14 protein-coding genes are annotated in these 11,815 nt (G+C 49.8%); 9 read left to right on the top strand and 5 right to left on the bottom strand.

From position 1 onward, the window contains the following. Nucleotides 1–40 precede the first annotated feature (40 nt). Nucleotides 41–217: a hypothetical protein gene (locus M3223_RS16200; RefSeq protein WP_251563361.1), complete on the top strand. Its 177-nt coding sequence runs from the start codon at nucleotides 41–43 to the stop codon at nucleotides 215–217. 92 nt (nucleotides 218–309) lie between these two features. Here M3223_RS16200 and M3223_RS16195 read toward each other — a convergent pair whose 3' ends face one another. Beyond that, the gene (locus M3223_RS16195; RefSeq protein WP_251563359.1) at nucleotides 310–1,062 is read right to left on the bottom strand and encodes an HAD family hydrolase; all 753 of its coding nucleotides are present in this window, start codon (nucleotides 1,060–1,062) and stop codon (nucleotides 310–312) included. Between the two features lie 97 nt (nucleotides 1,063–1,159). After that, nucleotides 1,160–1,378, bottom strand: a complete 219-nt coding sequence (locus tag M3223_RS16190) for a hypothetical protein (protein WP_251563357.1) — start codon at nucleotides 1,376–1,378, stop codon at nucleotides 1,160–1,162. Between the two features lie 181 nt (nucleotides 1,379–1,559). Between M3223_RS16190 and M3223_RS16185 the strand changes: the two genes are divergently transcribed. The 6 genes from M3223_RS16185 (at nucleotide 1,560) to M3223_RS16160 (ending at nucleotide 6,834) form a co-directional block, all read left to right on the top strand. After that, nucleotides 1,560–2,282 carry a phosphonate ABC transporter ATP-binding protein gene (locus tag M3223_RS16185; protein ID WP_251563355.1) on the top strand — a complete coding sequence of 241 codons (723 nt, stop codon included), beginning with the start codon at nucleotides 1,560–1,562 and terminating at the stop codon, nucleotides 2,280–2,282. 76 nt (nucleotides 2,283–2,358) lie between these two features. Then, nucleotides 2,359–2,970 (top strand): DUF3298 and DUF4163 domain-containing protein, encoded by a 612-nt coding sequence (locus M3223_RS16180; protein ID WP_251563352.1) that lies wholly within the window; start codon nucleotides 2,359–2,361, stop codon nucleotides 2,968–2,970. A 57-nt stretch (nucleotides 2,971–3,027) separates the two neighbouring features. Further along, nucleotides 3,028–4,644, top strand: coding sequence for an amino acid permease (locus M3223_RS16175; RefSeq protein ID WP_251563350.1), 1,617 nt, complete (start codon nucleotides 3,028–3,030; stop codon nucleotides 4,642–4,644). A gap of 189 nt (nucleotides 4,645–4,833) precedes the next feature. Then, nucleotides 4,834–5,490, top strand: a complete 657-nt coding sequence (locus M3223_RS16170; RefSeq protein ID WP_251563349.1) for an MOSC domain-containing protein — start codon at nucleotides 4,834–4,836, stop codon at nucleotides 5,488–5,490. A 413-nt stretch (nucleotides 5,491–5,903) separates the two neighbouring features. Beyond that, nucleotides 5,904–6,542, top strand: coding sequence for a GOLPH3/VPS74 family protein (locus tag M3223_RS16165; RefSeq protein WP_251563347.1), 639 nt, complete (start codon nucleotides 5,904–5,906; stop codon nucleotides 6,540–6,542). Nucleotides 6,543–6,576: 34 nt separating this feature from the next. After that, complete coding sequence (locus M3223_RS16160) at nucleotides 6,577–6,834, top strand: MerR family transcriptional regulator (RefSeq protein ID WP_251563345.1); 258 nt, start codon at nucleotides 6,577–6,579, stop codon at nucleotides 6,832–6,834. Nucleotides 6,835–6,936: 102 nt separating this feature from the next. Here the strand turns inward: M3223_RS16160 and M3223_RS16155 are convergent, their stop codons facing one another. Then, nucleotides 6,937–7,932, bottom strand: coding sequence for a YpdA family putative bacillithiol disulfide reductase (locus M3223_RS16155; RefSeq protein ID WP_251563343.1), 996 nt, complete (start codon nucleotides 7,930–7,932; stop codon nucleotides 6,937–6,939). A 154-nt stretch (nucleotides 7,933–8,086) separates the two neighbouring features. Between M3223_RS16155 and M3223_RS16150 the strand changes: the two genes are divergently transcribed. Continuing rightward, entirely contained in the window at nucleotides 8,087–8,608 is a 522-nt protein-coding gene (locus M3223_RS16150) for an ADP-heptose synthase (protein WP_251563341.1), read from the top strand. A gap of 21 nt (nucleotides 8,609–8,629) precedes the next feature. Here M3223_RS16150 and xerS read toward each other — a convergent pair whose 3' ends face one another. Both xerS and M3223_RS16140 read right to left on the bottom strand, forming a co-directional pair. Next, the gene (gene xerS / locus M3223_RS16145) at nucleotides 8,630–9,715 is read right to left on the bottom strand and encodes a tyrosine recombinase XerS (RefSeq protein WP_251563339.1); all 1,086 of its coding nucleotides are present in this window, start codon (nucleotides 9,713–9,715) and stop codon (nucleotides 8,630–8,632) included. Nucleotides 9,716–9,944: 229 nt separating this feature from the next. Continuing rightward, nucleotides 9,945–11,081 carry a metallophosphoesterase gene (locus M3223_RS16140; protein ID WP_251563319.1) on the bottom strand — a complete coding sequence of 379 codons (1,137 nt, stop codon included), beginning with the start codon at nucleotides 11,079–11,081 and terminating at the stop codon, nucleotides 9,945–9,947. 199 nt (nucleotides 11,082–11,280) lie between these two features. Here M3223_RS16140 and M3223_RS16135 point away from each other — a divergent pair, with 199 nt between their 5' ends. Beyond that, nucleotides 11,281–11,793 (top strand): hypothetical protein, encoded by a 513-nt coding sequence (locus M3223_RS16135; protein WP_251563317.1) that lies wholly within the window; start codon nucleotides 11,281–11,283, stop codon nucleotides 11,791–11,793. Nucleotides 11,794–11,815: the final 22 nt, after the last annotated feature.

Below are 11,815 nucleotides of genomic sequence, written 5' to 3'. Positions count from 1 at the left end.
GGAACACGATACCAGCCTGATCCTGTGAGGAGAGAGTGAAATGTACGACTCGCTGTTTAGACATGAAATGGAGATCAGAGATTTTCATCAGTATCATAAGTGCTCCGTGAACAAGGTCAGTGTAAAAGCAAATGCTGCCGATTATTTGGGCCGCGCCAGCCGCCGAATTTGGATTCCGCTGCACACCGTCATAATGTTCGCGGGACGTCACAAATGATCCGCCGGCCGCAAGAGAAACCACAAGTTAACAAAAGGGCATGAGAGAACCGGAAGTCCGGAGCTCTCATGCCCTTTTGTTCGTTGATGCCATTAAAGATGTGGGGAAAGGAAGCGGTCAATTCCATCGGGAACGTCTCGTAAATGCTGCAGCTGAAGAAATGCTCCACGCGGTTCGACATCAATATGAACAATATTGTACTGCCACTCCGTTACCGCTTGCACATGGATGGCATGAATTCCAGCCGTCAAAGCGGGAACAACGTCGGTACGGATTGAATTGCCAATCATCCATGTACGTGAACGGTCAAACCCGCCATCTGTTAAAATTTGCTCCAATGCCTCGACGTTTTTATGTTGACGGATATAGATCCGGTCGCCGAAAAAGCGCTGCAGCTGCAAACGATCCACCTTGCGCTTCTGAATTCCGGGTTCGCCTCCGGTGTACAGATGGAGCTCGTGTCCCGCATCCCGAAGCTTAAGTAATGTGGACTCCATATCTGGATACGGCTCGGCTTCCTGCTCATAGACGCTTTGTCCAAGGCTCCAAAGCAGGTCAATTTCGTTGGAATCCTCGCTGCGTCCGGTAAGACGGCTGAAGTCGACATACGTATCAAGAAAGGATTGCGGAAAGTGATCGCTTTTGAATCCGCTGGCCATTACGCCGGCAATATCAATCTCCGCTTGTTTCTGGCGGATTGCTGCCTCGGTCAGATCGGGATAAGAGTTAAACCAAACCAGCATAGCGTCAACAAACTGATCAATGACCAGGTTAAAGTATTTATTGCAGTGTATAAGAGTATCATCCAGATCAAACAGGATGGTTTGCGGCATCGATGTGGTCATTAAGTGTAGATCCTTCCTTCTGGTTAAACGGGATGAGAAGCTTCCCTTCAATCTACCCCAAAGAAGGAGGCCCAGTCAATTCGGCCAAAAGGGCCGATCAGGCATAACGCTGGGTCTTGGCAACCAGATCCCGCTTAATAAAGGCGATGCGCTGGCGCACGTAGAAATCGCGGCTTTCGCCTTTGAGGTCGGAGGGCGTTAGCGCGGATTGGGATTCGTTGTCGATAATCGTCAGCCGGCCGTCATCGTAAAATTTAAACGTTAAATCGCGATAGGGGCGGTGGCGCTCAATAAATCGAAAGTTATCACAGTTCATTCCAATCACACTCCTGACATTAAGTAATTATCGGAACGTTTGTTCTGTTTTTATTATAGCAAACATTTGTTCGTGTGGAAAGAGCTTTTTGTTTCCCTTACACTGATAAAATAGGAATGACAACGATTGCCGAAGCGGGGATCCTAACGCCGTTCGGCCAGAAGGAGCGCAGCTGCCAGCCATGATACATATCGCACATCTGAAGAAACAGATTCCGGGGGGACCGGTAGTCCTTGACGATATCAGCTTTCGCGCTGACGACGGAGAATTCATTGCTATTAAAGGCTCCAGCGGCAGCGGCAAATCGATGCTGCTCAAATGTCTCGCTCTCCAAGAGAGCTGGACGTCGGGAACGTATAAAGTGGACGGTAAAGAAGTGCAGACCAACTGGATGGGACGAATGCGCGTCCGTAAGGAAATCACTTTGCTGGAGGAAAAACCTTCGCTGTATCCGCGGCGAACCGCACTTAAAAATGTGCTGATCGGCAGCACGTCACAGGCATCTCCGCTTCGGCGCGCCACGGGTATGGTTCGCAATGACGATTATATGGGAGCGATGGATTCGCTCGAGAAGCTCGGACTGCTGGATAAGGCACACAGCAAGGCGGAGCAGTTAAGCGGGGGAGAAAGGCAGCGTGTGGCGTTTGCCCGGGCGCTTGTGCACGGAGCCCGCGTTTTGCTGGCGGACGAGCCGGTGTCGGGTCTTGATCCACATGCTGCGGATAAAGTGCTTGGCGATCTCAAACAGCTGTGCAAGCAGCAAGGTCTCATCGTTATCGCCGTGCTTCATCAAGGGGACTGGGCGGAGCGATATGCTGACCGGATTATTGGTCTGAACGGCGGTAAGCTAGTGCTGCAAGTGAACGGGCGCCGGCTAACTGAACGCGAAAAGATGATGCTTTAACGGATAACGGCATGATTTTTCATTCCGTCCGCATACAATCGGGTAGACCGATTTTATGATGGGCAGGTGAAAAGTCATGCCGTTTGTTCAACCGGCCGGAATTCATACGAGCCGAGTCACGCGTCCCAAAACCGAGCTGTTTTACCCTGTCGTTACTCTTCCGGGCGAAGAGGAGGCGGCGGCATCGATGAATGCGTCAATTCGATCGTCGGTGCGGATGCTGGTGGAAGATCAGGGCTCATTGGACGACCCGCGCTCTGAAATGGATGGCTTTTATGAGATTAAAAACAACCAGAAAGGCGTACTCAGCCTCTCGCTGTTCAACTACGCGTACACCGGCGGCGCCCATGGTCTGACCCTGCAGCGCTCCCTGACCTTTCTTAATACGGAAGGCAAGCCGGTTCCGTTATCGGGATTGTTTAAGCGCAATGCGGATTACAAAACGCGTTTGTCGGAGCTTGTCGCTCAGCAGATCAAGCAGCGCGGCATCGAGACGCTTCAGCCATTTACCGGGATCCGCCCCGATCAGGATTATTACATCGCGGATTTGACGCTTGTCATATGGTTCAGCATTTATGAAATTACGCCCTATGTTTACGGCTTCCCGTATTTCCCGATTTCCGTCTACGATCTTGGCGATATGATTAAGCAGGACGGCCCCCTAGGAGTGATGGAAGTGAATCAATAAGCTCGCTTCCTTATGGATCGTTTCTCGGTTCCATCATCGCAAAAGGGGGCGGAGCAGATGTGGATATGGGTCGGATTTGCGTGGTTCTGTTTGACGGCTCTGCTTTGGCTCGGGGCATTCGCTGCGACGGAAAACAGGCGAATTCGCAGCGGTTATCAGTCGCTGATCCGTTATGCGCCGTATATCCAGTTCATGCAGGATAAAACGGAGCTGAACCGCTTTGGCATTGCCCAGCAGCTGAAGCGGCGATTTGGACCGGTAATCTCTTTTGGAATTCCTTTTAACGCAATGGCGCTGCTTGGCGGCGGAGCGCTGTTTTTTTCTGCAGCAGGCTTTTCGATCAGCGGTCCGTTAATCGTATGGGTATGGCCTTTGCTAGGGCTTTGCGCGCTTGCCGTGCATGCTTGCCAGGCGGAGCTGATGTCGGCAGTGCCGACTGCCAAAGGCGCCGCCGCAGCGGCAGCTCATCTGACAGGCAAAGGGGACGGGAGGCTTGCGGCGCTGTTACAGCTTGGAGGCCAATGGGCGTTTGTCGCTTTTCTGAATATAGAAGCGGCGAGATGGCTGGGCCATCTATGGGCATATTGGCAAGGCGGCTCTGCAGCGGCTGCATCCGCCGTAGCATTCATGGTCTTTTTGTCGATTCAGACGATACTCAGCTGGATGAGCAACAGCTTGTACGGGAATTATCAAGCGTCTGCCGCAGTCATTCAGCTCTTAGCTGGCGGGATTCTGCTGCTGCTGCTTACGTTATCCATGTGGCCGGACCTGACGTATTCAGCTTTAACCAGACAGACGTCAGCGCTTTCGACACCAGTCCCAGACGGCGGCGGATGGCTGCTTGGGGTACTGCTTTTATGGCGGATGTTTGTGGCTGGCGGTTCTGCAGAAGCGGCCGCGGAGGAAACGGTCGAGCCTCGCATAAGGCTTCCATGGGGACAGTTCCAAGCGGCAGCCTACATCTATACGGCTGGCTACGTGCTGTTATCGCTCGTCGCGATGTTCGGTATTTCCCGGTTATTTAGCGGAGCTGCCGGGCCTCTGCCGGGGGCTATAAGCACGTTATGGAGCCATCAGCCATTGCTGGCGGGATTGTTGAACCTGCTTGTTGTGTTCAGCCTGTTTTTTGCGGCGCTGTCTATCCTATTCGCTTCCACACGGCTGAGCGGAGCATTGGCTCGGGAAAGCAGCAGCCGGGTGCTGGCAACACTTGGCGTGGTGAACAGCAGATGGCGCAGCTTCACGGGTACGGCCGTTTTAGCGGGGAGCATGAGCGCGCTGTTCGCAGTCATCGCCCTTCTTTTGCCGGACAATTGGGGTGGAGCCGCTTTATTTCTGCTAGTGCTAGGCATTATTCTGCACCACGGAGCCATTATGTTTCCGCTGGCGTCGCTGCTCAAACGGCGGAAGGACGCAGAGCAAGAGCTGATTTTGCCATTATGGTCGCTTGGTCGCGTTACAAAAGCGACACGCTGGCTGGCGGTCGTGGCTTTATTAGCAATGACTTGCATCGCTGCTGTGGGCAGTCCTGCTGCAGCTGTCGCTGCTGTTTGTATAGGAGCGGTTACTTGCATATTTGTTAAACGAAGCAGCATTTCGGCTGCAGAAAAGCCGTCCAAACCGCCTGCAAGCCGTCATGAGCTGCTTCAGCTGGAGCGCTCACATCCCCAATAAACAAGAGGAATAACGGGAAATGTTGATTGGTATTTCCCGGGGAAGCGCACAAAGCAACAAGATGGAAAATTTTTCGACATTTTGTGGCGAAACGACGCATTCTTTGTCGAGATTCGCTCAAAAGATAAAGCGGGTTGCCGATGGCAATCCGCTTCTTTTATAATGGTTCCGTTGAAGGGGGTATGACGGATGACGCACGTAAGGTGGAGCATTTCTTCGGTTAACATCGGCTTGCCGGCGCCGGTCGCATATGGCGATAAGACGGTACAAACCGGCATTTTCAAAACTCCCCGTGCAGGGAAGGTACATATTAGCCGGACAGGACCGGCTGGAGACGGACAAGCCGATCTTGTCCATCATGGCGGCGAGGATAAAGCGGTCTGTGTCTATTTGCAGGATCATTACGGCTATTGGGAAAACAGACTTGGAGCTCCGTTGCCGCCAGGAGCCTTTGGAGAAAATCTGACATTAGAAGGACTGACGGAGGAGGATATCGTCATTGGCGATACATTTGCCTGCGGGAGCGCGATATTTCAGCTGAGCCAGCCGAGGCAGCCTTGTTTTAAATTGGGCATTCGTCACGGGGAGCCAAAGCTACCAGCATGGGTTCAGGAAAGCGGCCGAACCGGGTTTTATTTGAGAGTCATCCAGCCGGGGGAGGTAGAGGCTGGCTTAAACTTTGAGCTAATGGACAGGCCGGCTCACGGCTTGACGGTGGGAGAAGCGAACCGAATCTACTATACGCGTAAAAAAGACCCGGTTGAGATCAGCAGGCTGTTAGCCGTTCCGGAGCTGGCTTCCAGCTGGAGAAACACGCTGGAAACACGGTTAAGCTCACTAACATAATGGTTTGTTCCAAAATACCGCAAGATTACTTGTGGTATTTTTAATGACCCAAAAACTTTGTAAGCATAATTATGTAAACCATTAATGATATCAATTATATTTCGGTAAAAGGTCAATAGAAAAAGAGAAGTCAGATCGAAAAACAACAGGAGCGGGCTTCGGCTTTTACTATGTCCAGCCAGATACATGGATACTAGACGTAGTTTTATAGGTTTATTAGCCAATTCAGCAGGATAGCTCAATCCGTTTAAGGAGGGCTTACAGCCAGCGTCAACGATCCGAGGTGCCCGTTGACTTATTAAGATTGATAAATTATTATAAGTAGTAAGTAGTAAGTAGTAAGTAGTAAGTAGTAAGTAGTAAGTAGTAAGTAGTAAGTAGTAAGTAAAATCCCCCGGAAGGATGTTTATCCTATGCTGAAAAATTTATCTATTCCTCAAGAGTTTGTCTTACTCGCATTAGATCGCGAAACGAATAAAATTAAGTCAAGTTTTCGGACGAACGTTGCCTTGTATACGGTAATGGCTTGTTTTTTTGACCTTTCTATAAGTGGCAACGTTTCATTTGAAGATAATGATACGGTAAAAGTTTCAAATACAGCATCCACAGGTGAAAAATATCTGGACCGATTACTCGAAATTATCGCTGCAGAAAAACCAAAAAAGCTAAAAGAATGGGTATCTTACTTTTATTACAAACAAAAGGAAATTTATAAAATGGTTGTAGAAAGCCTTGTAGATAAAGGGGTTTTAGAGATTGAAAATACGGAAGTGTTATTTGTAGTCCCTGTAAAAAAATATTCTGATGTTGCAAATGCAAGGAGCCGCATCGTGGAAAAGATTCGGGCTGAGTTACTTGAGCAGGGGAAAGTTGAAGAACATACAGTAGCTTTAGTGTTATTTTTAAACATCAAAAACATGTTAAATGATTATTTTTCCGATTACGAACAAAAAACATTAAAACAGAGGCTGGAAATACTGCGTAAAGAGGATATAAACAAGAAAATCAAGACGGTTCATACAGCTATTCAAAATATTGAAGCTGGAATGTAGCTTTCATGATTGCAGCACCATAAGGAGAAAATAAATGGGAAGAAAAAGAAGCTTGGATAAAATTTTACTGTCAGAGCATGTGAGTATCAGCGAATTGGTTGAACTTTCGGGAATCCGATACAGCACCATTAAATATTACACGGAAGAGGATATGATTCCTTTTGAGCAAGATGATATAAGACTGACAAGAAGATACCCGCGCGAATTAGCGCTAAAGCGTCTTGAGGAAATTCGTGTCATGAAAGAAGAACGCGGATTGTCTATAAAAGAAATAAAAGAAAAGTTAAGCTAGCAGCTCCGGGCAAGCAATGGCTCGAGCGTGGTTTTGACTGACACAATCAAACAGCGGCAGTTTCGGACTTTGTAGTTCAGTCCAAAGCTGCCGCTGTATATGTTACTGCTGCTGCAGCCAATGTTCCGCTATGCGGACGCCGTGAAAACGCCCCGTCTCGATAAAAATTTCATTGGCTTCATGGCGCGAAGCAACGACGCCGGCCAAATAAATGCCCGGGATATTGGTTTCCATCGTTTCGCTGTTGAAAAAGGGATACCCTTCCTGCTCGATCGCAACACCTAATGACATCAAAAACTCGCGGTCGGGGTGAAAGCCCGTCAAAGCGAGAACAAAATCATTTTCCAGTTCATGTTGTTCGCCTTCAGGGCCTTGAATGGTGATGCTGGCCTGATCAATGGCGACCGTCCTGGAGTTGAACAGCATGCGGATCCGCTCTTTGCGGACAAGGCTTTCAAACACGGGTCTGACCCAAGGTTTAATATGCGGAGAGTAGTCCGGTTTGCGGTAAATGACGGTCACCTCGGCGCCAACCCGTTCCAGCTCAAGCGCAGCATCGATGGCGGAATTGCTGCCGCCGATTATGGCGACCTTCATGCCAGTATACGGATGGGCTTCGCGAAAGAAGTGGCTCACTTTTGGCAAATCCTCGCCAGGAATTCCGATGCGGTTCGGATGATCGAAATACCCGGTTGCCACAACGAGGGCCCGGCAGCTATACTGGCGCTGTTCGCCGTGGCTCGTGCAGGATTCAATTTGAAATCCGTTCTCAGCCTTAACAACGGCGTTTACCTTCTCATAAGCGTTAATCCGGACGCCGCTGCGCAGCGCCACGGTCCGATAATAGTTGAGCGCCTCCAGGCGGCTAGGTTTTTCCTGCGCGGTCGTGAACGGTACGCCGCCAATTTCCAGCAGCTCGGGAGAACTGAAAAAGCTCAAATAGGTTGGATATTGCGAAATAGAATGAACGAGATTTTCTTTTTCTATAATTAATGCGTCTACGCCTTGGCTGCGTAGTTCAATAGCTGCGGCAAGGCCGCAAGGTCCGGCTCCGATAATGATGATTTGCTCCTGCTGCAACGTTCGGTCAACCTCCATAAATAGGACAAAACTCGCCCTCTAGTACTGTTATTGTACCTTTGCCTTAATTTGCAAGCAACTGAAGCTAAGCCCTATGGCACAGAAGCTAATTCATGTATAATGGATTCACGATTAAGGTTAAGGTTATGCTGCTTGAAGAGGGGGATCTGGAATGCAGCGGAGATTTGTTATTGAAGCGGTAATGGTGGCGACTTACGGACAGCTGCTCGTTCCGAGCCTGCCGGTTGATTTCGTCCTGCCGTACTCCACGGTTCTGGAGCTATACGAGATGAAGGACAGTCCGGAACCAGTGATGGACGATCCGACGGAAGACGCTTTTGTGCGCGGCAAGATCGGCGAGCTGATCCAGTTTTTCGAGGACCCGTTGAATCGTAAAAAAATCGAAAGAGCGCTCCAGGTGCCGTGGCGGGAAAGCTCACCGCTCATCCTGAACGACCGCATCCAGTTCACGGTTGTGAATGCGATGGACAATGCGCAATACGGGGAATTTTTTGATCCCGTCGAAACAGAGCTGCTGCTGACCGCATCCAAGCTTGAAATCCCGATACTTTCGGACCAATATGAGTTCCAAGACCGGCTCATCGAAGCCGAGGTGCCGGTCCAGGTTTTTGATATTGAGGATTATGAATTCGCGGTTGAGGAAGGCGCAATGCCGCAGCTTTGGGATCATTAAGAGACAAGTCGGGAAGCGATTTCAGTCGTCCTGCCGGATGCGGTCGATTGCTTCCTGCATCGTTTTATCTGTCAGATGCGCGTAGATCTGCGTTGTATCGGGCGAGGCATGGCCCAGCTGCTCCTGGGTTTTGTACAGATCGTTGCGCAGATAGTAGTCGGTAGCAAAAGAATGCCGCAGCTTGTGCACAGATAAATACGGCTTGCCGAATCGTTTGGCATACTTGAGGACCATCTGCTGGATGGCCCTTTTTGTCATGCGCGAGCCTTCCGATTTGCCGTTGGCGACGGCCAAAAACAGCGCCTTTTCCTTACGCGGCGCAGCATATCGGCTATCCCGCAAATTAATGTATTCCTGCAGATCCGCAGCGGCCTCCTGGCGAAAATAAACCGGGGTTTTGAACGTATCCTCGTTGCTTCCTTTGCGATAGGCGTATACCATCTTTTTTTTCATATCAAGATCATCCAGGTTCAAATTGACCACTTCTGAAACGCGCAGGCCGGAATGCAAAATCAGACTGACAATGCAGGAGTCGCGGACCGCGTTTTTCTCAAACGAAGAGAGTGCCTGTTTGTTTAGCGATGCGTCGAGACCGTAATCATGCTTTACATATCTCAAAAACTCGCCGATTTCTTCCTCCTGAAGCAGTTTTCCTTCTAGTTTAGCCGCTGTATCCTTAGGTTTATGGGTCCGTTTAATGGCTACTTTAGCCATCACATTGCGTTTAAGCAGAGGATAGAACTCATCATCCTCAGCAATTTGGCTGAGGTAGTGGAACAGGGAGCGCAGCGAGCTCAGCTTGCGCGATACCGTCGTCCGGCTATTGGCCTGAACCGGCTTAGAAGCGAGAAACATGCGATAAGCGTCGATGCTGTCCATATGAAGCTTTTCGAGCTCCTCCAGCGTAACCTTGGAAATTCCAGGTCCGGCAGCAAGACCCTCAGCAAGCATCCAGTTAAAAAAGGTTTCGTAATCCCGCACATATTCCAGCAGGGAAGAGGGGGAGAGGTCGGGCAGCTTATAGTTGATGAATTTTTCTACATACCAGGGCATGGAAGGAACGCGGCGGTCCAGCTCCATGCGGTCTTTTACCTTCAAAAGGTTCATGAGCATCGCTCCTCCAAGGTTTTCCTATAATTGTAGCAACGTATCCGGCTGCCTACAACGGGAACACAAAACTTACACTTATGGCCGAGCATTCTTCTTTGTAAGCATAATTATGTAAACCATACTTGAAATTTATTTAAACCGGGTTATAACAGGAAGGAAAGTCCCCCTACAAAAACGAAAGACGGTAGAGAACTAAAACCGTTCCCTATCGTCTCTGAAAAGCAGGTTATTTGGCAAAAGAAATGGTGATATGCAGCACCTCACTGCGGCTGAACAGCCGGATAGGAGGGCCCCAGCTGCCAAATCCAGAAGATACGAGCACATGCAGGGCGGATTTCCTCATGTAGCCCCAATCGAGCTCAAATAGCCGGCGCGTAACGAGGTGGTTAGGAGCGAACTGGCCGCGGTGCGTATGGCCGCAGAGGAGCACATCGGCCCCCGCTTCTGCTGCCTGAGCAAATCCGTAAGGCTGATGATCCATCAAAATAATAGGTGCAGACGGATCGGCTTGACGCAGCAGCTCGGCGGTAGGGAGGCGTCCGCCGTACGACATCGCTTCCGCAGTGCGGTCTTTACGCCCGGCAATATAAATGCCGCCAGTCTCCACGACCTCATCCTGCAGAACGGGAATGCCCGCTTCCGCCATTTTTGCCGTGTACTCGGAGATGTGGCCGCCGTAATATTCATGATTTCCGAGAATGGCATAGGTGCCAAGCGGCGCTTTCAGCTGCGATATGACCTGGGACATATTTAACCGGATAAAAGGTTTGATGCTATCGTCAATCACATCGCCTGGAAGCAGAATAAGATCAGGCTTCAGCTCTTGGCTGAGGCGCACCAGCTTCGACAGATGACGTTTGCCGACAATATCGCCCAAATGAATATCCGACGCTACGAGCAGCGTCACCTGATCGCGGCCGGGAACCTTTTTATCCACATCAATATTAAATGTTCTTACAACCGGGCTCCAAGCATTGCGGCTTCCCCAAATCATCAGCAGCACCAGCAGCACAATTACAGACCAGCCCGCTGCCTGGGTATATGCTTCGCGGGAAGTTCCTGCTGCCGAAGCCACCAGCCAGCCGAGATTGGCCAAAGGAAGCAGGAGAATCAAATATTCCAGAACCGCTAAATAATAAGAAGCAATCTGCTTAAACAACCGGACCGGCAGACCGCCCCATAGGCGGATAAGCGCCATCGCAATCATGTAGGAGAGGGACAGGAAGCTTACAACGAGCCACATCCACAGATTGCCGCCAGTGCCGATACTGCTTAAGAATAGCGAGAGATTCCAGCCAATATAATACGTAAGGGCTGCGAATACGATAAGAAAGATCGAAAATCCGATAGTTCTGCGAAGCATGGCTGCATTCTCCTTTTCTGTTGTCACACTTACCTTAATAGAGTACAACTTGTTGTAACTTTGTTGCAACTTCTTGCCGGGTTGCTCCGTTTATAATGGTATAAGAAGCTGATTCATCCCCGGCTTCCCCGGTTAATAGGCTTCATGGCTGGATAACTGGGCAGTATTTCCTAGGATTAGAAAGGGAGACGAGCTAATTATGAAAAAAAGCCTACTCAGTGTCATTGCTACCGCATCGATTTTGTTTTACTTCATCTCAACTGCAAATGCCGTTGGCGAGGACTATCAGCCCTTCGAAAAAACAGTAAACTCCCAGACGGATTATATTAGCGGGTTAACTCATAAAGACGGCAAGTGGTACATAAGCGCCGATCAGATTGAATGGTACGAGGGCGATGAAGCAAATGCCCAATTTGTGAAGCATGAGCCCGATGCCGGCCTGGATGAAGCGCCGGACGGCTACTATATCGTGAACAACGATCCGACCGTGAAGCAGTATGAGGTTTCTCCGGATGCGCTGGTTCTGATGCAGATTTACGATAAAACCGGCGACCTGTCCAAGCTTGATACCGAATGGAACGAGCCGATGTCGGTGGATCAATTCGCCAAGCTTTTCCCGCAAAATGAAGTTCTCGATCTGAGCGACTACCCTTACCATCTGACGGTGAAGGATGGAGTCGTCACCAAGATTGTACAGCAGTTCATTCCTTAATAGATAATAGGAAAAAGGCCTC

Source organism: Paenibacillus pasadenensis (assembly GCF_023715725.1).
In the GTDB taxonomy this organism is placed as follows: domain Bacteria; phylum Bacillota; class Bacilli; order Paenibacillales; family Paenibacillaceae; genus Paenibacillus_O; species Paenibacillus_O pasadenensis_A.
This window is presented reverse-complemented; position numbering and strand designations above follow the sequence as displayed.